Raw genomic sequence first — 24,307 nt, 5'->3', positions numbered from 1 at the left:
GCCAGTGTTGGACCCGGTTGCACAAAGCGCACTACGTTGAATGACGTATTCGTCCTGCGCACCGTCGCGGATACCTTCTGTTGCACCGCAGCACACCAACTTCCCGTGCTGCGACCGGTCCAACCCAAGGAGTGTTCATGTCCGCAGATTCCCGTCCCGAATCCGTCCTGCGCCGCCGCATGCTGCAGATGGCTGCCATGTCGCCGCTCGCAGGCCTGTCGACCGCCGCGCTGGCCCAGCAGTTCCCCACCGCCAAGGTCAACACCACGGGCCTCGCGGTCACCGACACCGAGGTGACGGTGGGCCAGTTGCACTCGGCCACCGGCACCATGGCCATCAGCGAGACCGGCTCGATCCAGGCAGAGCAGCTCGCCATCGACCAGATCAACGCCATGGGCGGCATCCTGGGCCGCAAGATCAAGGTCATCAAGGAAGACGGCGCCTCCGACTGGCCCACCTTTGCCGAGAAGAGCCGCAAGCTGCTCGTCAACGACAAGACCGCCTGCGTGTTCGGCTGTTGGACCAGCGCCTCGCGCAAGGCCGTGCTGCCGGTGTTCGAGAAAGAGAACGGCCTCTTGTACTACCCCACCTTCTATGAAGGCCTGGAGCAGAGCAAGAACGTGATCTACACCGGCCAGGAAGCCACGCAGCAGATCATCTGGGGCCTGGACTGGGGCGCGAAGGAGAAGAAGGCCAAGACCTTCTTCCTGGTCGGCTCCGACTACATCTGGCCGCGCACCTCGATGAAGATCGCGCGCAAGCACATCGAGACGGTGGGCAAGCTGGGCAGCGTGAAGGGCGAGGAGTACTACCCGCTGGGCCACACCAACTTCAACTCGCTGATCAACAAGATCAAGGTGGCCAAGCCCGACTGCATCTTCGCGGCCGTGGTGGGCGGCTCCAACGTGGCCTTCTACAAGCAGCTCAAGGCCGCCGGCATCACCGGTGACAAGCAGTTCCTGCTGACGCTGTCGGTCACCGAGGACGAAATGACCGGCGTGGGCGGCGACAACTTCGCCGGCTTCTACTCCTCGATGAAGTACTTCCAGTCGCTCGACAACGAGAACAACAAGAAGTTCGTCGAAGCCTTCAAGGCCAAGTACGGCAAGGACGCGGTGATCGGCGACGTGACGCAGGCCGGCTACCTGGGCCCCTGGCTGTGGAAGGCCGCGGTCGAGAAGGCCGGCAGCTTCGACGTGACCAAGGTGGCGGCGGCCTCGCCCGGCATCGAGCTCAAGACCGCGCCGGAAGGCTACGTCAAGGTCGACGCCAACCACCACCTGTGGAGCAAGGCACGCATCGGCCAGGGCCAGAAGGACGGAACGTTCAAGGTGGTCGCCGAGTCGGGCAGCCTCATCGCGCCCGATCCGTTCCCCAAGGGCTACCAATAAGCCAAGCCCGGCCCTTCCCCGGCGGTCGGGGGAGGGCGTTGTCGAGAACCTGAGAGAGCGAGCGCGCCATGACCATTTCCGAGATGCTCAACATCGGCCTCATGCAGGGCTTCGCGGGCCTGTCCCTGTTCGCGGTGCTGCTGCTGATGGGCCTGGGCCTGGCCATCATCTTCGGCCAGATGGGCGTCATCAACATGGCGCACGGCGAGTTCATGGCGATCGGCGCCTACACCGTCTACATGGCCAACGTGCTGACCGAGCATTGGCTGCCCGGTGCCATGTCGGTCTACTTCCCCATTGCCATCCTGCTGGCCTTCTGCATGGCCTTCGTGTTCGGCTGGGTCATGGAATGGGCGTTGATCCGCCACCTGTACAGCCGGCCGCTGGACACGCTGCTGGCCACCTGGGGCGTGAGCCTGGCGCTGCAGCAGTGCTTTCGCACCTTCATCGGCCCCAAGGAGGTCAGCCCCAACCTGCCCGAATGGCTGATGGGCTCTTGGGCGCCGCTGGAGGGCCTGGACATCCCGATCAACGGCATGTTCGTGCTGGCGCTGACGCTCATCGTCACGGCCGGCGTGCTGCTCGCACTCAACAAGAGCCGCTGGGGCCTGCGCGTGCGCGCCACGGTGGCCAACCGCACCATGGCCAACGCCACGGGCATCGACACCAAGAAGACCGACCGCCTGACCTTCGCCATCGGCTGCGGCATCGCCGGCGTGGCAGGCGCGGCGTTCACCACCATCGGCTCCACCGGGCCGACCTCGGGGCAGCTCTACATCGTCGACGCGTTCCTGGTCGTCACCTTCGGCGGCGCCGCCAGCCTGCTGGGCACCGTGGTCTCGGCCTTCGGCATCGCGCAGACGCAGTCGATCACCGAGTTCTTCATGAGCGGCTCCATGGCCAAGGTGCTCACGCTGTCGCTGATCGTGCTCATTCTGATGATGCGGCCGCAAGGGCTGTTCGCTTCCAAAGTCCGTCGCTGAAGGCCCGCCATGCAATTCCTCAAAGACATGATCCACCGCTACCACCTGGCCAGCGTGCTGCTGCTGACCGTGCTTCTGGTCGTGGTGCTGCCGCTGTCGCTCGACATCTTCCGCCTGAACCTGGTCGGCAAGTACCTGACCTATGCCTTCGTCGCCGTCGGCCTGGTCATGGTCTGGGGCTACGGCGGCGTGCTGAGCCTGGGGCAGGGCGTGTTCTTCGGCCTGGGCGGCTACGCCATGGCCATGTTCCTGAAGCTCGAAGCCTCGGACCCGGAGACCACCAAGATCCAGTCCACGCCCGGCATCCCCGACTTCATGGACTGGAACCAGCTCACCGAGCTGCCGCTGATGTGGCTGCCGTTCAAGAGCCTGCCGCTCACGCTGATCCTGGTGGTGGCCGTGCCGATGGCGCTGGCCTGGCTCATCAGCTTCGCGATGTTCAAGCGGCGCGTGGGCGGCGTCTACTTCGCCATCATCACGCAGGCCGTGGCGCTGATCCTCACGGTGCTGATCGTCGGCCAGCAGGGCTACACCGGCGGCGTGAACGGCATGACCGACCTGAAGACGCTGATGGGCTGGGACATCCGCACCGACAGCGCCAAGACCATCCTGTACTTGGTCTGCGTGGCGCTGCTGATCGCCAGCATCCTGCTGTGCCGCTGGATCCAGACCAGCAAGCTCGGCACGCTGCTCCTGGCCATGCGCGACAAGGAAGACCGCGTGCGCTTCTCGGGCTACGACGTGTCCAACTTCAAGGTGTTCACGTTCTGCCTGGCGGCCGGCCTGTCGGGCATCGGCGGCGCGCTGTTCACGCTGCAGGTGGGCTTCATGTCGCCGACTCTGGTGGGCATCGTGCCCTCCATCGAGATGGTGATCTACGCGGCCGTGGGCGGGCGCATGAGCCTGGTCGGCGCGGTGTACGGCGCGCTGCTGGTCAACGCCGGCAAGACGCTGTTCTCCGAGAGCTTCCCCGACCTGTGGCTGTTCCTGATGGCCGCGCTCTTCATCGGCGTGACCATGGCCTTCCCGATGGGCCTGGCGGGGCTGTGGGAAGACAAGATCAAGCCCTGGTGGCAGGCGCGCGGCGCGGCCCGCCGCGCCTACGACGACAAGCTGGTGGCGGCCAAGACGGCGCCGCACGCGGCTGCGGTGGCCAGCAGTGCCGAGACCGGCACGCCCGACGCCAGCCTGCACGGCCAGCGCGCCTGACACCCGACCGGAGCACCCCCATGAGCAACACCGACTTCGCCCTGGCCGTGGAAGACCTCACGGTCGCGTTCGACGGCTTCAAGGCCATCGACACGCTGACGCTGTACATCGACAAGAACGAGCTGCGCGTGATCATCGGCCCCAACGGCGCCGGCAAGACCACGCTGCTGGACCTGATCTGCGGCAAGACCAAGGCCAGCGCCGGCAGCATCAAGTTCAAGAACACCGAGCTGACCGGCATGGCCGAGCACAAGCGCGTGCGGCTGGGCATCGGCCGCAAGTTCCAGACGCCGTCGATCTACGAGAACCTCTCGGTGTTCCAGAACCTGGAGGTGTCCTACCCCTCGGGCCGCTCGGTGTTCGGCGCGCTGGCCTTCAAGTGCACCGACAAGATCAAGGCCGCGGTGCAGGCGGTGGCCGAAGACATCTTCCTGGCCGACAGGCTGCACACCGAGGCCGGCCTGCTGAGCCACGGCCAGAAGCAGTGGCTGGAGATCGGCATGCTCTTGATGCAGGAGCCCGAGCTCTTGATGCTGGACGAGCCCATCGCCGGCATGAGTTCGCGCGAGCGCGAGCTGACGGCCGAACTGCTCAAGCGCATCAGCAACAACCGCGCCGTGATCGTGATCGAGCACGACATGGACTTCGTCGCGCAGATCGCCCACAAGGTCACCGTCATGCACCAGGGAAAGATCCTGGCCGAAGGGCCGATGGACAAGGTGCAGGCCGACCCCAAAGTGATCGACGTCTACCTGGGGCATTGAGATGGAGCTGTTGCAGTTTGGTCGTGCGACGGCGGTTGCACGTGATGCGCAAGGCGGCGGGGCGCCCCATCGCTCCGTGTCCCCCGGCCTGGCCGCCTCCTCCTTTCACCTGCGCGATGGGGCACCCCACCACCTTGCTCGGCGGTGGCTCATCGTCTTCACGTGCAACGGCCGGTGCCCTGCTCGGGGTGTGGGTGGGGGCGTCCACGAAGGTAAAGGAGGAGGCCGCCAGGCCGGGGGACACGCAGTGGACGCCCCCACCCGCAGCCCGAGCTCCCGCCCGTGTTGTCCCCTGTATCACCGTGCGAATGGCGTGCAACGCCGTGGAGACCTGACATGAGCAACATCCTCCTGAACGTCGACGACATCCACACCGCCTACGGCCAGAGCGAGGCGCTGCACGGCATCTCGTTCCAGGCCCACGCCAACGAGACCGTGGCCATCATGGGCCGCAACGGCATGGGCAAGACCACGCTGTTCAAGAGCCTGATGGGCATCCTGCCGCTCAAGAGCGGCCATATCCAGGTGGCGGGGCAGGATGTGTCCAAGGACGAGAGCTTTCGCCGCGTGGCCAAGGGCATCGCCTACGTGCCGCAGGGCCGCATGATCTTTCCCACGCTGACGGTGGAAGAAAACATCCAGACCGGCCTTCAGAGCGCCCCCAGCCTGCGCGTGCCGGACGAGATCTACGCGCTGTTCCCGGTGCTGTTCGAGATGAAGAAGCGCAAGGGCGGCAACCTGTCCGGCGGCCAGCAGCAGCAGCTGGCGATCGCGCGTGCGCTGGTCACCAACCCCAAGGTGCTGCTGCTCGACGAGCCGACCGAGGGCATCCAGCCTTCCATCATCAAGGACATCGCCAAGGCGCTGAACGAGATCCGCCGCATGAAGGGCATCGCCATCGTGGTGTCCGAGCAGGTGCTGTCGTTCGCCATGGATGTGGCCGACCGCTTGTTCGTGATCGAAGGCGGCCGCCTGGTGCACGAGACCGCGCGCGACAAGACCGACATCGCGCACATCAAGAAATACCTGTCCGTCTGAACTTCAACAAAGGAGAAGTGAATGCCTGAAACCCTGATCAAGGTCGACCTGAACCAGCCGGCCCCCAGCAACGAGAACGTGCACAACCGCTGGCACCCCGACATCCCGATGGCCTGCTGGGTCAACCCCGGCGACGACTTCGTGCTGGAGACCTACGACTGGACCGGCGGCTTCATCAAGAACGACGACAGCGCCGACGACGTGCGCGACATCGACCTGACCACCGTGCACTACCTCTCCGGCCCGGTCGGCGTGAAGGGCGCCAAGCCCGGCGACCTGCTGGTGGTGGAGCTGCTGGACATCGGCGCCAAGCAGGACAGCCTGTGGGGCTTCAACGGCTTCTTCAGCAAGAAGAACGGCGGCGGTTTCCTGACCGAGCACTTCCCGCAGGCGCAGAAGTCGATCTGGGACTTCCACGGCATGTTCACGACCTCGCGCCACATCCCCGGCGTGAAGTACGCCGGCCTGATCCACCCGGGCCTGATCGGCTGCCTGCCCGACCCGGCCATGCTGGAAACCTGGAACACACGCGAGCAGGCGCTGATCGATTCCGACCCGGCCACCAGCGGCCTGGCGAACCCGCCCTTCGCGGGCACCGCCCACATGGGCAAGCTGAAGGGTGACGCCGCTGCCAAGGCGGCAGCCACCGGCGCGCGCACGGTGCCGCCGCGCGAGCATGGCGGCAATTGCGACATCAAGGATTTGTCGCGCGGCTCCAAGATCTTTTTCCCGGTGTATGTGGACGGCGCGGGCCTGTCGGTGGGTGACCTGCACTTCAGCCAGGGCGACGGTGAGATCACCTTCTGCGGCGCCATCGAGATGGCCGGCTGGGTGCACATGAAGGTCAGCATCATCAAGGGCGGGATGGCCATGTACGGCATCAAGAACCCGATCTTCAAGCCCAGCCCCATCGTGCCGACCTACAACGACTACGTGATCTTCGAGGGCATCAGCGTCGACGAGAGCGGCAAGCAGTACTACCTGGACGTGAACGTGGCCTACCGCCAGGCCTGCCTGAACGCCATCGAGTACTTGAAGAAGTTCGGCTACTCGGGCGCGCAGGCCTATTCCATCCTGGGCACGGCGCCCGTGCAGGGCCACATCAGCGGCGTGGTGGACGTGCCGAACGCCTGCGCCACGCTGTGGCTGCCGACGCAGATCTTCGACTTCGACATCAACCCGAGCGCTGCCGGGCCGACGAAGTTCATCGACGGGTCGGTGCAGATGCCGCTGTCGCCCGACCTGATCTGAGCTGAGCTGAGCTCGCGGAGCCGCGGCATGATCCCGTCATGCCGCGGCCGCACCACCATGTCTACGTCGTCGAGCTGGCCGACCAGGTCTGGAACAGCGCGCGCTTTCGGCGCGCCAATCCCGGTTACCAGCTCTGCAGGCCCTTCGTCTACGTCGGCATGACCGGTGTGGATCCCGACATCCGCTTCGACAAGCACAAGGCCGGCATCCAGGCCAACCGCTTCGTGATGCTGTACGGCGAGCGCCTGCTGCCGGCGCTGTACGAACGCTACAACCCCATGCCCTACGAGGCTGCGCGCGAGATGGAGGTGGAGCTTGGCATCCGCCTGCGTGCGCAGGGCTTCGGCGTCTGGCAGGGCTGAAGCCACTACGTCATTCGACGTAGTGCCCGGCACGGCCTCCGTGCGCAGAATGGGTTTGAACTTTCCAACCGACCGGACCTTGCCGATGCCCACCTACGACTACGACTGCCCCGGCTGCGGCGGCTTCGACGCGTTTCGCACGCTGGCCCAGCGCAACGAGCCTGCCGCCTGCCCGGACTGCAACACGGCCTCGCCCCGCGTCTTCGTGAGCGCGCCGCGCCTGGCGCTCATGGACGGTGGCACGCGCGCCGCCATCGGCGTGAACGAGCGCGCGCGGCACGAGCCCAAGAACTCGCGCGACTACCAGCGCATGCGGCACCCGGCCGGCTGCGGCTGCTGCAGCACCAGCGGCAAGCGTTCGGCCACGGTCACGGCGCCCAGCGGCGCCAAGGTGTTCCCGTCCAAGCGGCCCTGGATGATCAGCCACTGAGCTGCGGCGAGCGCAGCGTCTGCACCAGCATGCGGTACAGGCTGTCCACCGCCTGCGAACCCTGCGAGGCCTTGCTGCGGTAGACGGCCACCTGCATCGGCTCCATGGGCCCCAGGCCGTGTTCGAGGCCCAGCACCTGCAGGTGCTCCGGCGCGCTGCATTGGGTCAGCGCCGCCACGGCCAGCCCGCTTTCCACTGCGGCGATCTGGCCCGCGAGGCTGGAACTGTTGTAGACCACCTTGTACGGCCGGCCCTGCTGCGCCAGCGCCTGCAGCGCGCTGCGCCGCCCCAGGCTGGCGGCCTCGTACACCGCGATCGGCAGGGGCGTGCGCCGCCAGACCTCGAACTGCGGCGAGCCGACCCACACCATGGGCTCGTGGAACAGCAGCATGCCGCGGCGCGCGTGGTCGCGCGAGACCAGGGCCAGGTCGAGGTCGCCGCTGGCCACGCGCGGGATCAGGGAGGTGGATTGCTCGCAGTCGAGCTGGATCTCCACCCCACCGTGGCGCGGGCCGAAGCGCTTGAGCACCGGCGTGAGGTACTTGCTGGCGTAGTCGTCGGGCACGCCCAGGCGCACCTGGCCCGAGACGGTCTCGCCCTGCAGCGTGGCCTGGGCCTCGGCCTGCAGGTCGAGCATGCGGCGCGCGTAGCCCAGCAACTGCTGGCCGTCGGGTGTGAGCTGCAGGTGGCGCGGCCCGCGCGCCAGCAGCGGCCTCCCGACGGCTGCCTCGAGCTTCTTGAGCTGCATGCTGACGGCCGACTGCGAGCGGTGCACGGCGAGGGCGGCGCTGGAGAGCGAACCCGCATCGACGCAGGCGACGAAGCTCCTGAGCCAGTCGATCTGCAGGTCGTTCATGGATTCGATTTACGCATGGCAGGGTGTCGAATTATCCGCTTTCCAGAACGCTGGGCGGCGCGCACAGTGCGGCCATGCGTTCCTCCCATGCCCTTTCGCCGGCCCTGCAACACGGCGCCCTCGATGCGCGCGCCACCGGCGTCATGGCGCTGCTGTGCCTGCTCTGGAGCCTGCAGCAGATCTCGCTCAAGGCCGTGGCCGAGCAGGCCAGCCCCATGCTCATGGTGGCCCTGCGCTCGGGCGTCGCGCTGGCGCTGCTGGCCGCGCTGATGGCCCGGCGTGGCGAGGTGCCGCAGCGGGCGCGCTTTGGCGCAGGCGCGGTGGTGGGGGCGCTGTTCGGCCTCGAATACCTGCTGGTGAGCACGGCGCTGGGCCTGACCCAGGCCTCCCATGTGGTCGTGTTCCTCTACACCTCGCCGATCTTCGCGGCGCTGGGTCTGCAGTGGCGGCTGCCGGCCGAGCGGCTGGGCGCGCTGCAATGGCTGGGCATCGCACTCGCGTTCTGCGGCATCGCCTTCGCTTTCCTCGGGGGACCGGCTGGCGCCTCGACCACCGATCCACAGGCCTGGCTCGGCGACCTGCTGGCGCTGGCGGCCGGCGCGGCGTGGGGCGCCACCACGGTGGCGATCCGCTGCTCGTCGCTGTCCGCTGCGCCGGCCACCGAGACGCTGCTCTACCAGCTGCTGGGGGCGTTCGTCCTGCTGCTGCCGGCTGCATGGCTGCTGGGGGATTGGCACTTTGTCCCGTCGCCCGCGGTGTGGGCGCACCTGGCCTTCCAGGGCGTGGTGGTTTCGTTCGCGAGCTTCCTGACCTGGTGCTGGCTGCTGCGGCGCTACCTGGCCTCGCAGCTGGGCGTGTTCTCGTTCCTCACGCCGCTGTTGGGCGTGCTGCTCGGGGTGTGGCTGCTCGGCGAGGCGCTGGAGCCGCGTTTCGTCGCCGGTGGTGGCCTGGTGCTGGCCGGCATTGCGCTGGTCGGCGGCCATGCGGCACTGGCACGCTGGCTGGCAGCCCTGCGCCGGCCCGCGCTGCGCTGATCCAACGGCGCGCCACGTCGCCGCCACCGCATACGCCACCTGGCGTACAGACCCTTTGCGGGGTTCTCCCTAGGATCGCGTCCAAGGTCAGACAAGGCTCACAGCCTTGTAGGACCGGACCGAACCAACCATCCACGGGAGCACTCCGAATGCAACGCAGCTTCACCCTCAAGGCCACCGCCCTGGCCAGCGCGGCCATCGCCCTGGCCGGCCTCGCCGCCGTTCCCGCCCACGCCCAGGACACCATCAAGGTCGGCGTGCTGCACGCCCTGTCCGGCACCATGGCGATTTCCGAGACCGCGCTCAAGGACATGGCGCTGATGACCATCGAGGACATCAACGCCAAGGGCGGCGTGATGGGCAAGAAGCTCGAGCCGGTGGTGATCGACACGGCATCCAACTGGCCCCTGGCCGCCGAGAAGGCCAAGCAGCTCATCGGCCAGGACAAGGTGGCCGTGACCTTCGGCTGCTGGACCTCGGTGTGCCGCAAGTCGGTGCTGCCGGTCTACGAGGAGAACAACGCGCTGCTGTACTACCCCGTGCAGTACGAGGGCGAGGAACTCTCCAAGAACGTGTTCTACACGGGCGCGGCACCGAACCAGCAGGCCATCCCCGCGGTGGAATACCTAATGGGCAAGGAAGGCGGCTCGGCCAAGCGCTGGGTGCTGCTGGGCACCGACTACGTGTACCCGCGCACCGCCAACAAGATCGTGCGCGCGTTCCTCAAGTCCAAGGGTGTGGCCGACGCCGACATCATGGAAACCTACACGCCGTTCGGCCACAGCGATTACCAGACCATCGTGGCCGACATCAAGAAGTTCAGCCAGGGCGGCAAGACGGCCGTGGTCTCCACCATCAACGGCGACTCCAACATCCCGTTCTACAAGGAGCTGGGCAACGCCGGCCTGTCCGCCAAGAACGTGCCCGTGGTGGCCTTCAGCGTGGGCGAGGAAGAGTTGCGCGGCCTCGATCCCAAGCCGCTTGCCGGCCACCTGGCCTCGTGGAACTACTTCATGAGCGTGAAGAACCCGACCAACACCGCCTGGATCAAGCAGTGGGGCGACTACGCCAAGGCCAAGAAGCTTCCCGGCCAGTCCACCAAGCCGCTGACCAACGACCCGATGGAAGCCACCTATGTCGGCATCCACATGTGGAAGCAGGCCGTGGAGAAAGCCAAGTCTACCGACGCCGACAAGGTCATCGCTGCCATGGCCGGCCAGACCTTCAATGCGCCCAGCGGCTTCACGCTGACCATGGACGCCAAGAACCACCACCTGCACAAGCCGGTGCTGATCGGCGAGATCCGCCCGGACGGCCAGTTCAACGTGGTGTGGCGCACCAAGGCCCCGGTCAAGGCCCAGCCCTGGAGCCCCTTCATCGAAGGCAACGACAAGAAGAAGGACGAGCCCGAGAAGAAGTGATCTTCCCGGCCTGACGCACGCACGAGAAGGGGCCGCGCGCCCCTTCTTTCACATCGGAACGAACACCAGGGGGTTGCCTTGCGAAGTTGGACAAAGGCATGGGCCGCGGCGCTGGCCTGGCTGGCCATCGCGCTGCCGGCGCACGCGCTCACGAACGAAGCCGCACTGGCCATGGCCTCGGGCACCTCGTCCGAGCGCATCGAGGCCATCACGGCTGCCGTCATCGAGGCGGTGGACAAGGGCGACGCCAGGACGGTGGCGTTCCTCCAGGCGCTGTCCGACGACACCGTGCGCTTCACGGCCGACAAGGCCTTCATCGTGCAGGGCGACAAGGGCCTCGACCCGGTGACGGGCGCCGAGGTGGCCGTGCCTGCGGATGCCGAGGACGTGGTCAACAACAACCTGATGCGCAACGAGCTCGACGTGGCCCTGGCCGCGCTGCAGCTGCGCAGCGAAGACGCCAGCGTGCGTGCCGATGCGGCGCGCGCACTGGCCGCGGCGCCTTCGGAGGCGCGGCTGCCGCTGCTGGACAAGGCGCTGGCCATCGAGAAGGACGCCGCCATCCGCGAACAGCTGGAGCTGGCGCGTGCCGGTGGCCTGTTGTCCAGCGAGGACCCCGCCAAGCGCCTGGCCGCCGCCACCACGCTGGCCGAGAACAAGCGTCCCGCCACCAAGCTGCTGCTCAACGAGCGCCTGGCCGAGGAGCAGGACCCGGCCGTTAAGAAGGCCATCGTGGCTGCCATCGCCGGCATCGACGCCGGCCTGATCTGGGGCGAACGCCTGGGCCAGGCCTTCACGGGCGTGAGCCTGGGTTCCATCCTGCTGCTGGTGGCCCTGGGCCTGGCCATCACCTACGGGCTGATGGGCGTGATCAACATGGCGCACGGCGAACTCATGATGATCGGCGCCTACGCCACCTACGTGGTGCAGGGCCTGTTCCAGAAATATCTGCCAGGCGCCTTCGACGCCTACCTGATCGCGGCCATTCCGGCGGCGTTCCTGGCGTCCGCGCTGGTCGGTGCCATCCTGGAGCGCGGCGTGATCCGCTTCCTGTACGGCCGGCCGTTGGAAACCCTGCTGGCCACCTGGGGCATCAGCCTGGTGCTCATGCAGCTGGTGCGCACGACCTTCGGCGCGCAGAACGTGGCCGTGGAAAGCCCGTCCTGGATGAGCGGCAGCGTGCAGCTGCTGCCCAACCTGGCGCTGCCCTGGAACCGCGTGCTGATCATCGTGTTCGCGCTGCTGGTGCTGGGTGCCGTGGCCTGGATGATCGGGCGCACGCGGCTGGGCCTGTTCGTGCGCGGCGTGACGCAGAACCGGCCCATCGCCTCGTGCATGGGCGTGAACACCGCGCGCATCGACACCTACGCCTTCGCGCTGGGCTCGGGCATCGCGGGCCTGGCCGGCTGTGCGCTGAGCCAGGTCGGCAACGTGGGGCCCGACCTGGGCCAGAGCTACATCGTCGACTCCTTCATGGTCGTGGTGGTCGGCGGCGTGGGCCAGCTGGCCGGCACGGTCTATGCCGCGCTGGGCCTCGGCATTCTGAACAAGCTGTTCGAGGGCTGGGCCGGCGCCGTGCTGGCCAAGATCGCCGTGCTGGTCCTCATCATCGTCTTCATCCAGAAGCGGCCGCAGGGCATCTTCGCGATGAAGGGCCGCAGCGCAGAGGCCTGAATCCCATGAGCAGTACACCCATGTCTTCGATCGAAAGCGCGCTGGCCGCCGAGGCCGGCACCCAGGTGCCTGCGCCGCCCCCACCCCCGCCGCCGCTGGGGCAGGCCGGGCGAGTGGCCTTGCCCGGGCGCGCACCGCTGCTGACCCGGCCCGGTTGGGCCGCCTTCTTCGTGGCGCTGCTGGCGGTCTGCGCGCTGGCGCCGGTGCTCAACCTCGTGGTGCCCGATGGCAGCGCGCTGCACCTGTCGGACTACACCGTGGCCGTGCTCGGCCGCATCATGTGCTACGCCATCGCCGCGCTGGCGATGGACCTGATCTGGGGCTACACCGGCATCCTGTCGCTGGGCCACGGGCTGTTCTTCGCGCTGGGCGGCTACATGATGGGCATGTACCTCATGCGCCAGATCGGCCTGGAGGGCAACTACAAGAGCGAGCTGCCCGACTTCATGGTCTTTTTGGACTGGAAGGAACTGCCCTGGCACTGGACCTTCAGCGGCTCGTTCGTGCTGCAGATGATCCTGGTGGTGGCGTTGCCGGGGCTGCTGGCCTTCGTGTTCGGCTACTTCGCGTTCCGCTCGCGCATCAAGGGCGTGTATTTCTCGATCATCACGCAGGCGCTGACCTTCGCGGCCATGCTGCTGTTCTTCCGCAACGAGACGGGCTTCGGCGGCAACAACGGCTTCACGGACTTCAAGCGCATCGTGGACATCCCGATCGCCACGCCGCAGATGCGCATGACGCTGTTCGTCACCACGGGCCTGGTGCTGCTGGGCTTCTTCCTGTTCGCGCGCTGGCTCGTGGGCAGCAAGTTCGGCCGCGTGCTGCAGGCCATCCGCGATGCGGAGAGCCGGGTGATGTTCTCGGGCTACAACCCTCTGCGCTACAAGCTGACCATCTGGACGCTGTCGGCCATGATGTGCGGCGTGGCCGGTGCGCTGTACGTGCCGCAGGTCGGCATCATCAACCCGACCGAGATGTCGCCAGCCAATTCGATCGAGATCGCGATCTGGGCCGCGGTGGGTGGCCGGGCCACACTGATCGGCCCCATCGTCGGCGCCTTCCTCGTGAGCGGCGCCAAGAGCTGGTTCACGACGGTGTTCCCCGAGTACTGGCTGTACTTCCTGGGCGCCATGTTCATTTTGGTGACGCTGTACCTCCCGCACGGCGTGGTGGGCCTGGTGCGCAAGCTGCTCGCACGCGGCAAGGAGGAGCGCGCATGACGCCGGATCTGATGGAAGAGGGCGCGCAGCGCCTGGAGCGCACCGCGGTGGCCAAGCTGGGCCAGACCGAATCGGGCGGCCGCGAGGCCGGCTTCTCGCGCATCGCCACGCCGGGCGAGGTGGACATCACGCACGGCCGCATCCTGTACCTGGAGGACGTGCACCGCTCGTTCGACGGCTTCAAGGCCATCAACGGGCTCTCCCTGGACATCGCGCCGGGCGAGCTGCGCTGCATCATCGGCCCCAACGGCGCCGGCAAGACCACGATGATGGACATCATCACGGGCAAGACCCGGCCAGACAAGGGCACGGTGTTCTTCGGCAGCACCATCGACCTCTTGCGCCACACCGAGCCCGAAATCGCCCAGCTGGGCATCGGCCGCAAGTTCCAGAAGCCGACCGTGTTCGAGCACCTCACGGTGTTCGAGAACCTGGAGCTGGCGCTGGCGACCGACAAGGGCGTGAAGTCGTCCATGCTGTTCCGCCTCGATTCGCGCCAGAGCGACCGGCTGGCCGAGATCCTGCACACCATCCACCTGGCCGACAGCGTGAACCGGCTCTCGGGCAACTTGAGCCACGGCCAGAAGCAGTGGCTGGAGATCGGCATGCTGCTGATGCAGGACCCGAAACTGCTGCTGCTCGACGAGCCCGTGGCCGGCATGACCGACGAGGAAACCGCGCGCACCGCGGAGCTGTTCCTCACGCTCAAGGGCAAGCATTCGCTGATGGTGGTGGAGCACGACATGAGCTTCATCCGCACGATCTCGGAGATCGTCACGGTGCTGTGCGACGGCGCGGTGCTGGCGCAGGGCACGCTCGACCAGGTGCAGGCCGACGAGCGTGTGATCGAGGTTTACCTGGGACGATGACATGAGCATCCTGAGCGTCAAAGGCGTGAACCAGTACTACGGTGGCTCGCACATCCTGCGCGACCTCGGCTTCGAGGCGCAACTGGGCAAGGTCACCGTGCTGCTGGGCCGCAACGGCGTGGGCAAGACCACGCTGCTGAAATCGCTGATGGGCCTGGTGCCGATCAAGACCGGTTCGATGGAGTTCGACGGCAAGCCGATCCAGGGCCGCACGCCCTACGACCGCGCACGGGCCGGCATGGGTTACGTCCCCCAGGGCCGCGAGATCTTCGCGCGCCTCACGGTCGAGGAGAACCTGCGCATGGGCCTGGCCTACAAGAGCGGCAGCACGCCGATCCCGGCCGAGCTGTTCGAGCTGTTCCCTGTGCTCAAGCAGATGATCCACCGGCGCGGCGGCGACCTGTCTGGCGGGCAGCAGCAGCAGCTGGCCATTGCGCGGGCGCTGGCGCCCAAGCCCAAGCTGTTGATCCTGGACGAGCCCACCGAAGGCATCCAGCCCAGCATCATCAAGGACATCGGCCGCGTGATCCGCATGCTGGCCGACCGTGGCGACATGGCCATCCTGCTGGTGGAGCAGTACTACGACTTCGCCGAGGAACTGGCGGACGAATACCTGGTGATGGAGCGCGGCGTGTTCATCGCGCGCGGGCCGGGCAGCGAGATGCAGGAGAAGGGGATTCGCCAGCTGGTGGCGATTTGAGTGCAGCCGGGGCGGCGCCGGCCCGGCTGCACAGAGCAAGGTGCCGCCGTGGCTGGCGGCACCCGGACACGCGCTTTACAGCGCTGCGTCCTTCAGCTTCTTCAGCGAGCGCACCTTCACGCGCACGGTGGCGGGCTTGGCGGCGAACTCGCGCTCGACCTTGGTGAAGGGGTCGATGCCGCGGCGCTTCTTCTTCGCGGGAATCGCGACGGAGGTGACCTTGATCAGGCCGGGCAGCGTGAACTCGCCGAGGCCCTTCTTGTTCAGCGAGGCGACCATCGTCGCTTCCAGCGCGGTCAGCACGGCCTTGACCGTCTTCGGCTCGGCGCCGGACAGTTCGGCCAGGTGCGCTTGCAGGCTGGTCTTGTTGAACGCGGTCTTGATGGGCTTCAGGGGGCCGGATGCTGCGGCCTTGGCGGGTGCAGCCTTGGCAGGTGCGGCCTTCTTGGCCACCACGGGCTTCTTGGCGGGAGCGGCCGTCTTCGCGGGAGCGGCTGCCTTCTTGGCAGGAGCGGCTGCCTTTGCAGGAGCCGCCTTCTTGGCGGGCGCCACCGTTTTGGCGGTGGCGGTCTTCTTCAGGGGAGCGGTTTTTTTAGCAGTTGCCATGTCGAGATACTTCTTTGGAATCGGAAATGCGCAATGTCGCGCCGCGCGATTTTAGGAAAGTTGCGACAGCCCCTTTGAAACCAGCGTCGACGAGGGGCTGCTGCCTTGCGCAACACCATGCGCAACGGCCTCGCGCAACGGCCTCGCGTGGCTGCGCCAGCCACGCTGCGCGCACCTTCATGCCGCGCCTGTGGCTGCCTCGCTGCGCCTGGCCAGGCCATAGAACTGGAAGTACACGGCATAGATCAACATGACGAAGTTCAGGAGGTCGACCCAGGTCAGCGGATCGCCACCGAAGCCGGGGACGATCTCCGCCTCGTGCAGCACGGCTTGTGCGAACCAGCGCGTGTAGACCACGAACGACAGCACGCCCAGGCCCCAGCAGCAGGCGGCGCGCAGCAGCCGGTTGGCCGCCGCGCCGAAGCGCTGCGGCCAGTTGCCGGCAACGTTGCTCCAGAAGATCAGCCAGAACACGATCCACACCCCCAGTTGCGCGGGCCACAGCGCGAGGTTGTCCGCGAGCTTGGCGACGGCGTCTGCCGGGATGAGCAGCCCTTCGAGCAGCGCCAGGTGGGCCCAGTAGATCGCCGTGCCCAGCGCGAAGTTGCCCACCAGCGCTGCCAGCGCCACATGGCTGCGGCGCCGCAACAGGTTCCACGGCCAGTTGTCGAAGATGAGGAAGGTGGCAAGCCACGCCACGACGACCGAGTAGAACCAGCCGATGGTCACCGGCAAGGGCAGCAGCACCGCGTGCGGCAACGGCATGGCCGACACGCCGGGATAGACGAGCAGCAGATAGCCCAGCGTGGTGAGGCAGCCTCCGCAAGCCAGCTGCGCCAACCCGCTTTGGGCAGGCGCCAGGCCGTGGTCGGTCCAGGGCCATCCACCCATGCCGGTGGCCAGCACGCCGAAGCCGTAGAAGCCGATCAGCACGATGAGCCCTGCCGCGCCGAAACCGGCGCCGCCAGCCGCGCTGAACGTGGGGTCGAGCGCGCCATAGCCATGCACCAGCGCGGCCGGAATGGCAAAGCCGAGTGCCAGCGTCAGGCCCGTGGCGAATAGGCCACGCCAGGGCTGGCGGATCGCCTCGAACCCGGCCATGACGAAGTTGAAGCCGATGAAGACCAGCACGAGGATGCCCCAGAACAGGTACATGCCGAACGGCTGCGGGTTGTGGTTCCAGACCGCCTGCGCTGGGTCTGCGAACAGCCGCCAGACGAGCAGGCTGACGACGTGCACGACGAGGAACACTGCCGCGGAGAACGCGAGCGGCGCCAGTGCAATGCCCTGCGGCGCGGTGGCGGGTGGTGTGGATGCCGGGGCGGCATCGACGGCGGACGTGGCGGATGGCGAAGACGGCATGGCATGGATCCTGGTGCGCACCTGGCCGACCGCGCGGCCGGCCAGGCGCAGGCCGGCCCCGCGCCGCCAAATGCGGCGCGGGACAGGCGGGGACGAGGGAAGCGAGAGGGAAGGGCCTGGGCTGCCGGATCAGCCAGCGACCGGCTGGACGATGATCTTGACGTTGCCGTCCTTGTTGTTGACCAGTTCCTCGAAGCCGCGCGTGACGATGTCGGCCAGCGTGATGCGGCCGGTGATCAGGGGCTGCACGTCGATGCGGCCATCGGCGATGAAGCGGATCACGTCGGCGAATTCGCCGTTGTAGGCCAGCGAACCGATGACCTCCTTCTCGGTCGCCACCAGCTCGAAGAAGTTGAATTGGCTCGGCTCTTCGAAGATGCCCACCATGACGCAACGCCCCGCCTTGCGGATCACGTCGATCGCCAGCTTGGCGGTGTTCTTGTTGCCGATGCATTCGAACGAGACATCGGCGCCGTAGCCACCGGTCAGTGCCTTGACCTCGGCGATGGCATCGCACTCCTTGGGGTCGATGACGATGCTGGCGCCGACCTCCAGCGCCTTCGCCTTGCGTGCCGACGACATCTCCAGCGCGATGATGCGGCCCGCCCCGGCGGCCTTGGCGCACATGATGGTGCACAGGCCGATGGTGCCGGCGCCCACCACCACCACCGTCTTGCCGACGATGTTGCCGGCCTTCTTGACGGCATGCAGGCCGACCGCCAGCGGCTCGATCAGCGCGCCGGCTTCGGTCGGGAAGTTCTCGGGCAGCTTGTAGAGCAGCTCGGCCGGCACGTTCACGTACTCGGCGAATGCGCCGTTGTTCATGAGGCCGGTGAAGGCGAGGTTCTCGCAGATGTTGTACAGGCCGTGCGTGCAGTAATAGCACTTGCCGCAATGCTGGCAGGCGTCGGCCGTGACGCGTTCACCGACGGTGTAGCCGCTGACGCCTTCGCCGATCTCGGCGATCTCGCCGCTGAACTCGTGGCCCAGCGTGCATTGCCCCTTGAGGCCGGTGAGCGGGTGCGGATGGTCGACTGGAATGAAGACCGGGCCGGCCACGTACTCGTGCAGGTCCGATCCGCAGATGCCGCACCAGTGCACGCGGATCTTGACCCAGCCGGCGGGCGGTGCCTGCGGCACCGGCACCTCCTGGACACGGATGTCGTGGCGCCCGTGCCAGACGGCGGCTTGCATGCTGCGTTGGTGTTCGATGGTTGTGCTGTTCATGGTTGTCTCCAGTGGGGTGGGAAATGGCTCAGCGCATGGCGGACGTTCGCCATGGCGTTGCAGGGGGGAACGTGTCAGACCAGGACCATGCCGCCGTCGACCACCAGCGACTGGCCGGTCATGTAGTCCGAGTCCGCTGAGGCGAGGAAGCACGAGACGCCGACCAGGTCTTCGGCCTTGGACGGCCGGCCGAGCAGGATGTCGGCCGAGAACTTGTCGAAGGCCTCGTTCTCGTGCGTGGTCATGCCTTCGCTGCGAAAGCCCTGGTCGATCAGCTTCCACATGTCGGTGGCGACCACGCCGGGGCAGATCGCGTTGACCTTGATCTGGTGTTCGCCCAAGGCGCGCGCGCCGGCCTGCGTGAGGGCCACCACGCTGAACTTGCTGGCGCAGTAGTGGGCCAGCGGCGCATAGCCTTGCTTGCCGGCGATCGATGCGGTGTTGACGATCTTGCCGCCGCCGCCCTGCGCAATCATCTGCCTGGCCGCCTCCTGCATGCCGATCAGCACGCCCAGGGCGTTGATGTCCATCACGCGGTGCCAGTCGTCTTCGGTGATCGAGAGGAAGGCGCGTGTCTGCGCAATGCCGGCGTTGTTGAACATGCCGTCGAGCCGGCCGAACGCCGCCACCGTGGTCTCGACCATGGCCTTGACGCTGGCGCGCTGACTCACGTCGACCTGCACGGCGATGGCCTCGCCGCCTTGCTCGCGGATGGCGCGGGCCACGGCTTCGGCACTGCGGGCGTCGATGTCGGCGATGGTCAGGCGGGCGCCTTGCGCGGCCAGGCCACGGGCGATGGATGCGCCGATGCCGCGGCCCGCGCCGGTGACGATGATGGATTGCTGTTCGAGTCGGCTGGACATGGGTGTCTCCTGTCTATTGGTGTGGAAGGCCAGCCCTCTTTGCACGCGCCGTGCCAGCCGATTTGGGCCCGATTGCGGCGATTTGCGGGCCGGATTCGGCGTTTGGGGCGACACCTGTCGCGGCCGCTTGCAACAGGCGTTGCGCGAAGGAGGCGACAGGTGGCGCGTGCGCAAGGCGCTGGTGGCCGTTCCGGTGGGAAGGGACGCAGCGATAGGCACGGAGGCTGCTGTAGTGGTTTGGCGAAGAGATGTGCGACGCCACGTTGACGAGAGGCATGCCATGCAGCTGGCGTTCGCGCTCGGCGTCTCGTGCAATCCGAACGCACCGCACACCGCGGATGCCGAGGAGTTCGTGGGCGAGCAGCACCATGCCCGCCAGCACGCAGGCCCCCGGGACCGGCGTCGGCAAACAGTGCGTAGTGCTGCGGCTCCAGCGGCTCTGCGCGCGACACCTGCGTCGCGCTGAGGGCGCAGGCGCTACAGCAGGTGCGGCTGCGTGATGCCGTAGCGCTTCATCTGCCGGTAGATGGTCGCGCGGCAGCGCTGCAGCGCGCGCGCCGTCGACGCGATGTTCCAGCGGTGCGCCTTCAGCGCGTGCAGCAGGCGCGCCGCGCCGATGTCTTCCGTCGCTTCATCGGCCTCGGCGGCCGGCCGCGCGTCGTGCGCTGTTGGTGCCGGCGCCGTGCTTGCCGCCTCGCGCCGGCCTGGCGCGCTGGACACCTCCAACGGCAGGTCCGCGACCCCCACGGGCCGGTCTCCCGCTTGCGCCAGCGCGAAGCGCAGCGCATTGCGCAGCTCGCGGATGTTGCCGGGCCAGTCGTACGCCAGCAGGCTGTGCAGCGCATCGGCATGCAGGGCCGTGTCGAGGCCGAGGGTCTGCGCCTCCTCGGCGAAGAGCTTCTCGATGAGGAACTGCCGGTCTGCCCGCGCGCGCAGCGGCGGCAGCGCGAGGGTCGCCCCCGCCAGGCGGTAGTAGAGGTCTTCGCGGAAGCTGCCCGCCGCGATGGCCTCGCGCAGGTCGCGGTGCGTCGCCGCGATCACGTTCAGGCGCACGGCGATGGGCCGCTCTGCGCCGAGCGGCAGGACCTCGGATTCGGCGAGCACGCGCAGAAGCCGTGTCTGCAGCGCCAGCGGCATGTCGCCAATCTCGTCCAGGAACAGCGTGCCCCCATCGGACTGCGCGATCAGCCCCTTCATGCCCTTGCTCTTGCCGCCGGTGAAGCTGCCCGGCGTGTAGCCGAACAGTTCGCTTTCGATCAGGCTCTCCGGGATCGATGCGCAGTTGACGGCGACGAAGGGCTGCGCGGCGCGCGCGCTGTAGGCGTGCAGTGCGCGCGCCAGCACCTCCTTGCCGGCGCCGGTCTCGCCGCGGATCAGCAGGTGCACATGGCTGTCGACCAGCCGCTTCGATTGGTCGACCAGCCCGCGCATCACCGCGTCGTCGCCGAGCAGCCGGTCGAGTGCATCGTGCCGTGCGCCGGCTGCAGGGCGCCGGTCGCGGGCCAGGGCCAGCGGCTCGCGGCCATCGGCGTCTGTGGCCACGGGGCCGGGTGCGGCCGTGCCCCCGCCGCGGGGCGGGATCATGACCCCCTGGAACTGCTCGCGCCGCTGCGGCCCGCCGAGCGCCACCGGCTCCGGCGCGCCGCTGCGCGCCATGCTGCGCAGCGCGTCCATGCCAATGTCCAGCAGCTGCGTGAGCGGCTGGCCCACGAGATCGGCCGCGTGCCCACCGAAGCGCCGCCTGGCGCCGGTGTTGGCGCCGCACACGACGCCATCGTCGTCGAGCGCGAACATCACGTCACCCGACACCTCGACCAGTCCGGGCACGGTGCCCAGCCGCAGCACGGCGTGCCGGGCGAAGCAGCGCAGGAAATTGGCGTCCTCGATCATTTGCGCGTACATCGCCGTCAGGTGCTGGACCAGGTGCTGGCTCTCGCGTGCTTCCGGCGAGTGCAGGGCCGACACGTCCAGCACGCCCAGCAGTTGCCCGTTGGGCGCACGCAGCGGTGCCGCGGTGCAGGTCAGCCCGATGTGCGTGGCATCGAAATGCTCGGCCTGATGGCAGATGATCGTGGCCTGCTCGACCAGGCAGGTGCCCACGCCGCAGGTGCCGGCATGGGCCTCGTTCCAGTCGGCACCGATGTACAGGCCGGCCGCCTTGAGCTGCGGCTCGGAAGCCGGGTTGCCGATGTAGTCGACGGTCACGCCATCGGCATCGGTCAGCAGCAGCATGTAGCCCAGGTCGGCGACGCGGCGGTACAGGTCCTGCATGCCGGCACGCGCGACGCGCATGAAGCCGTCCATGCGCTGCTGGTGGTCGCGCACCAGGCTGGAGGGCAGGATGCGGGTGGGCGTGGGGCGCGTCGGGTCCAGTCCATGCTGCTGCATGCAGCGCGTCCAGGACTTGTGGAAGATCGCCTGCGGCCCCGCGCCGGACACGCTGGACGCTGCGGACGAGCCGATCCGGACCACGTTGTCGATGTGACTTGACCTGACGCTGGGCATCGCTGCGGCTCCTGGTGTGGTGTTCGATGCGGTGGGTGCGTGCCATCCCGTGGCGTCTTCGTTCGGCGCTGCGCGGCGCACTCTGGACCGCCCGGAGGGGCGGGGGTGTGGCATCGGGTCCGCATGATGGTGCGGTGCATCCGGTGGCTCAATTGCCGCTTTCCCTAGGCGACAGGTGTCGCATGCGGCCGGTTTGTCGCAGCTTGCGACTGCGTTAGCATCGCCGCGGGCCGGCCACACTGCCAGCCACGTCGCTCGGACGGTTCCGGGCGCTTACGTGAAAGTCTTCCCATGTCCGCATCTTCTGCAGGCAAGCGCCGTTTCGCGCGCATCGACCGCCTGCCTCCCTACGTGTTCAACATCACGGCCGAGCGCAAGCTGGCCGCACGCCGCGCCGGCGTGGACGTGATCGACATGAGCATGGGCAACCCCGACGGGGCCACGCCGCCGCACATCGTGGCCAAGCTGGTCGAGGCGGCGCAGCGGCCCGACACGCACGGCTACTCGGCCAGCAAGGGCATCCCGCGGCTGCGCCGCGCGATCTGCCACTGGTACCAGGACCGCTACGGCGTCGCGTTCGATGCCGACACCGAGGCCATCGTGACCATCGGCTCGAAGGAGGGCCTGGCGCACCTGATGCTGGCCACGCTGGACCGCGGCGACACCGTGCTGGTGCCCGACCCGAGCTACCCCATCCACATCTACGGCGCGGTGATCGCGGGCGCCGACATCCGCTCCGTGCCCATGGCGCCGGACGTGGACTTCTTCGGCGAGCTGGAGAAGGCCATCCGCGGCAGCTACCCCAAGCCCAAGATGATCGTGCTGGGCTTCCCGTCGAACCCGACGGCGCAGTGCGTGGAGCTGGACTTCTTCGAGCGCGTGGTGGCGCTCGCGAAGAAGCACGACATCTTCGTCGTGCACGACCTGGCCTATGCCGACATCGTGTTCGACGGCTGGAAGGCACCGTCCATTATGCAGGTCAAGGGCGCGCGCGACATCGCGGTGGAGTTCTTCACGCTCTCCAAGAGCTACAACATGGCCGGCTGGCGCATCGGCTTCATGGTGGGCAATGCCGACCTCGTGGCCGCGCTGGCGCGCATCAAGAGCTACCACGATTACGGCAGCTTCACGCCGCTGCAGGTGGCGGCCATCGCGGCGCTGGAGGGCGACCAGCAGTGCGTGAAAGACATCGCGCTGCAGTACCAGCGCCGGCGCGATGTGCTTTACAAGGGGCTCACGGAGGCGGGCTGGGCGGTCGAGTGCCCCAAGGCCTCGATGTACATCTGGGCGCGCATCCCAGAGGCCTACCGTGCCATGGGTTCGCTGGAGTTCAGCAAGCAGCTGCTGGACAAGGCCCGGGTCAGTGTCTCGCCCGGCATCGGCTTCGGCGACCACGGCGACGAGCATGTGCGCTTCGCGCTGATCGAGAACGAGGCGCGCATCCGCCAGGCCGTGCGCGGCATCAAGACCATGTTCAAGGCGGACGGCCTGATGTGAAACGCTAGTGCGCGATAGTGAGCATGCGTTATCATTAGAGCCTCGCGAGGGCAGCCGCCCTCGCTTTGCTTTTTCTGAGAATCGCGCATTGCCATGGATCTGCTCGGCATCCTGATCGCCACCCTGGTCGCCGGCGTCGGCAGCGTCTGGCTCGCGGCATTGCTGCTGCGGCTGGCCGCACGCCAGCGCCGGCTCGTGGCCGACCGCCGCTTCCTTCTGAGCTTCGCCGCCGGCGCGCTGCTGGCCACCGCCTTCGTGCACCTGCTGCCCGAGGCCTTCGAGAGCGGCATGAACCCGGCGCTGCTGTTCGGCGTGCTGCTGGGCGGCCTGGTGGTGTTCTTCCTGCTCGACAAGGTGGAGCTGTGGCACCACGGCCATGAGCACGCGGACCATGGCCTTGGCCACGACCATGACCATGCGCATGGCCACGACCATCACCATGGTCACCACCACCATGGCGGCAAGGGCGGCAACTGGGCCGTGCTGGCGGGCGACAGCGTGCATTGCTTCGGCGACGGCATCGTGATCGCCTCGGCCTTCACGGTCAGCCCGGCTTTGGGCGTGGTGGCGGCCCTGGCGGTGCTCGCGCACGAGGTGCCGCACCACATCGGCGACCTGGTGGTGCTGGACGGCGGCACCGGCACGCCGCGCGTGGCTGTGCTCAAGCTCACGCTGGCCGGCATGGTCACCGCCCTGGGCGGCCTGGTCGGCTGGTGGCTGCTGGAGCGGCTGCAGGCCTGGTTGCCGTACTTCCTGGTGGTGGCCAGCAGCAGCTTCATCTATGTGGCGCTGGCCGACCTGATCCCGCAGCTGCAGACGCGGCTGACCAAGCGCCAGACCGTGGCCCAGGTCAGCTGGCTGGTGGCCGGCATCGCGCTCGTGGCGGTGGTGGGCACCCTGGCGCACCACGGCCACGGCCATGGCCATGGGGACCACGACGGCCACGGCCATGACGGTGTCACGCACTCGCGCGACCATGAGGCCGAGCACGCGCACGACCACGCGCCTGCGGCGCCGGCCGCCTTCAAGTAGGGAACTTCCAGGC

At 67.6% G+C, this 24,307-nt stretch carries 22 protein-coding genes; 16 read left to right on the top strand and 6 right to left on the bottom strand.

Annotation, left to right across the window (positions count from 1 at the left end; genetic code table 11):
- Positions 1–137: 137 nt before the first annotated feature.
- The 8 genes from urtA (DES41_RS02640) (at position 138) to DES41_RS02605 (ending at position 7,428) form a co-directional block, all read left to right on the top strand.
- Positions 138–1,391, top strand: coding sequence for an urea ABC transporter substrate-binding protein (urtA, locus tag DES41_RS02640; protein ID WP_114465602.1), 1,254 nt, complete (start codon positions 138–140; stop codon positions 1,389–1,391).
- 68 nt (positions 1,392–1,459) lie between these two features.
- Positions 1,460–2,374: an urea ABC transporter permease subunit UrtB gene (gene urtB, locus DES41_RS02635; RefSeq protein WP_114465600.1), complete on the top strand. Its 915-nt coding sequence runs from the start codon at positions 1,460–1,462 to the stop codon at positions 2,372–2,374.
- Positions 2,375–2,383: 9 nt separating this feature from the next.
- Positions 2,384–3,583, top strand: a complete 1,200-nt coding sequence (gene urtC, locus DES41_RS02630) for an urea ABC transporter permease subunit UrtC (protein ID WP_114465598.1) — start codon at positions 2,384–2,386, stop codon at positions 3,581–3,583.
- A gap of 20 nt (positions 3,584–3,603) precedes the next feature.
- Positions 3,604–4,347 carry an urea ABC transporter ATP-binding protein UrtD gene (gene urtD, locus DES41_RS02625; protein WP_114465596.1) on the top strand — a complete coding sequence of 248 codons (744 nt, stop codon included), beginning with the start codon at positions 3,604–3,606 and terminating at the stop codon, positions 4,345–4,347.
- A gap of 336 nt (positions 4,348–4,683) precedes the next feature.
- Positions 4,684–5,385, top strand: coding sequence for an urea ABC transporter ATP-binding subunit UrtE (gene urtE / locus DES41_RS02620; protein ID WP_114465594.1), 702 nt, complete (start codon positions 4,684–4,686; stop codon positions 5,383–5,385).
- A gap of 21 nt (positions 5,386–5,406) precedes the next feature.
- The gene (gene fmdA, locus DES41_RS02615; protein ID WP_114465592.1) at positions 5,407–6,636 is read left to right on the top strand and encodes a formamidase; all 1,230 of its coding nucleotides are present in this window, start codon (positions 5,407–5,409) and stop codon (positions 6,634–6,636) included.
- Positions 6,637–6,674: 38 nt separating this feature from the next.
- Positions 6,675–6,998: a hypothetical protein gene (locus DES41_RS02610; RefSeq protein ID WP_114465590.1), complete on the top strand. Its 324-nt coding sequence runs from the start codon at positions 6,675–6,677 to the stop codon at positions 6,996–6,998.
- An 85-nt stretch (positions 6,999–7,083) separates the two neighbouring features.
- Positions 7,084–7,428 carry an FmdB family zinc ribbon protein gene (locus DES41_RS02605; RefSeq protein WP_114465589.1) on the top strand — a complete coding sequence of 115 codons (345 nt, stop codon included), beginning with the start codon at positions 7,084–7,086 and terminating at the stop codon, positions 7,426–7,428.
- On the opposite strand, the gene DES41_RS02600 is transcribed toward DES41_RS02605, so the two are convergent.
- Complete coding sequence (locus DES41_RS02600) at positions 7,418–8,284, bottom strand: LysR family transcriptional regulator (RefSeq protein ID WP_114465588.1); 867 nt, start codon at positions 8,282–8,284, stop codon at positions 7,418–7,420. The genes DES41_RS02605 and DES41_RS02600 overlap by 11 nt on opposite strands.
- 74 nt (positions 8,285–8,358) lie before the next feature.
- Between DES41_RS02600 and DES41_RS02595 the strand changes: the two genes are divergently transcribed.
- The 6 genes from DES41_RS02595 to urtE (DES41_RS02570) all read left to right on the top strand — a co-directional run bounded on the left by DES41_RS02595 (position 8,359) and on the right by urtE (DES41_RS02570) (position 15,202).
- Positions 8,359–9,318, top strand: coding sequence for a DMT family transporter (locus DES41_RS02595; protein ID WP_114465586.1), 960 nt, complete (start codon positions 8,359–8,361; stop codon positions 9,316–9,318).
- 149 nt (positions 9,319–9,467) lie between these two features.
- Positions 9,468–10,739 (top strand): urea ABC transporter substrate-binding protein, encoded by a 1,272-nt coding sequence (urtA, locus tag DES41_RS02590; RefSeq protein WP_114465584.1) that lies wholly within the window; start codon positions 9,468–9,470, stop codon positions 10,737–10,739.
- 171 nt (positions 10,740–10,910) lie between these two features.
- Entirely contained in the window at positions 10,911–12,413 is a 1,503-nt protein-coding gene (gene urtB / locus DES41_RS02585; protein ID WP_114466796.1) for an urea ABC transporter permease subunit UrtB, read from the top strand.
- Between the two features lie 20 nt (positions 12,414–12,433).
- Positions 12,434–13,633 (top strand): urea ABC transporter permease subunit UrtC, encoded by a 1,200-nt coding sequence (urtC, locus tag DES41_RS02580; protein ID WP_114465582.1) that lies wholly within the window; start codon positions 12,434–12,436, stop codon positions 13,631–13,633.
- Positions 13,630–14,502: an urea ABC transporter ATP-binding protein UrtD gene (gene urtD, locus DES41_RS02575; protein ID WP_114465580.1), complete on the top strand. Its 873-nt coding sequence runs from the start codon at positions 13,630–13,632 to the stop codon at positions 14,500–14,502. The genes urtC (DES41_RS02580) and urtD (DES41_RS02575) overlap by 4 nt, the downstream gene beginning before the upstream one ends.
- A 7-nt stretch (positions 14,503–14,509) precedes the next feature.
- Entirely contained in the window at positions 14,510–15,202 is a 693-nt protein-coding gene (urtE, locus tag DES41_RS02570; protein WP_114466795.1) for an urea ABC transporter ATP-binding subunit UrtE, read from the top strand.
- A 75-nt stretch (positions 15,203–15,277) separates the two neighbouring features.
- Here the strand turns inward: urtE (DES41_RS02570) and DES41_RS02565 are convergent, their stop codons facing one another.
- From DES41_RS02565 to DES41_RS02545, 5 genes are all read right to left on the bottom strand, one after another.
- A complete protein-coding gene (locus tag DES41_RS02565; protein WP_211332880.1) occupies positions 15,278–15,808 on the bottom strand; it encodes an HU family DNA-binding protein in 531 nt (176 codons plus the stop codon).
- A gap of 177 nt (positions 15,809–15,985) precedes the next feature.
- A complete protein-coding gene (locus DES41_RS02560) occupies positions 15,986–17,170 on the bottom strand; it encodes a hypothetical protein (RefSeq protein WP_245965545.1) in 1,185 nt (394 codons plus the stop codon).
- Between the two features lie 129 nt (positions 17,171–17,299).
- Positions 17,300–18,364: a 2,3-butanediol dehydrogenase gene (locus tag DES41_RS02555; protein ID WP_114466793.1), complete on the bottom strand. Its 1,065-nt coding sequence runs from the start codon at positions 18,362–18,364 to the stop codon at positions 17,300–17,302.
- 107 nt (positions 18,365–18,471) lie between these two features.
- Positions 18,472–19,260 carry an SDR family NAD(P)-dependent oxidoreductase gene (locus tag DES41_RS02550; RefSeq protein WP_114465576.1) on the bottom strand — a complete coding sequence of 263 codons (789 nt, stop codon included), beginning with the start codon at positions 19,258–19,260 and terminating at the stop codon, positions 18,472–18,474.
- 477 nt (positions 19,261–19,737) lie between these two features.
- On the bottom strand, positions 19,738–21,765 hold the full coding sequence (locus DES41_RS02545) for a sigma-54-dependent Fis family transcriptional regulator (protein ID WP_114465574.1): 2,028 nt from the start codon (positions 21,763–21,765) through the stop codon (positions 19,738–19,740).
- A gap of 291 nt (positions 21,766–22,056) precedes the next feature.
- Between DES41_RS02545 and alaC the strand changes: the two genes are divergently transcribed.
- Positions 22,057–23,262, top strand: coding sequence for an alanine transaminase (alaC, locus tag DES41_RS02540; protein ID WP_114465572.1), 1,206 nt, complete (start codon positions 22,057–22,059; stop codon positions 23,260–23,262).
- A 93-nt stretch (positions 23,263–23,355) separates the two neighbouring features.
- Positions 23,356–24,294: a ZIP family metal transporter gene (locus DES41_RS02535; protein WP_114465571.1), complete on the top strand. Its 939-nt coding sequence runs from the start codon at positions 23,356–23,358 to the stop codon at positions 24,292–24,294.
- Positions 24,295–24,307 lie beyond the last annotated feature (13 nt).

Source organism: Pseudorhodoferax soli (assembly GCF_003337555.1).
Taxonomy (GTDB): Bacteria; Pseudomonadota; Gammaproteobacteria; order Burkholderiales; family Burkholderiaceae_C; genus Pseudorhodoferax; species Pseudorhodoferax soli.
This window is presented reverse-complemented; position numbering and strand designations above follow the sequence as displayed.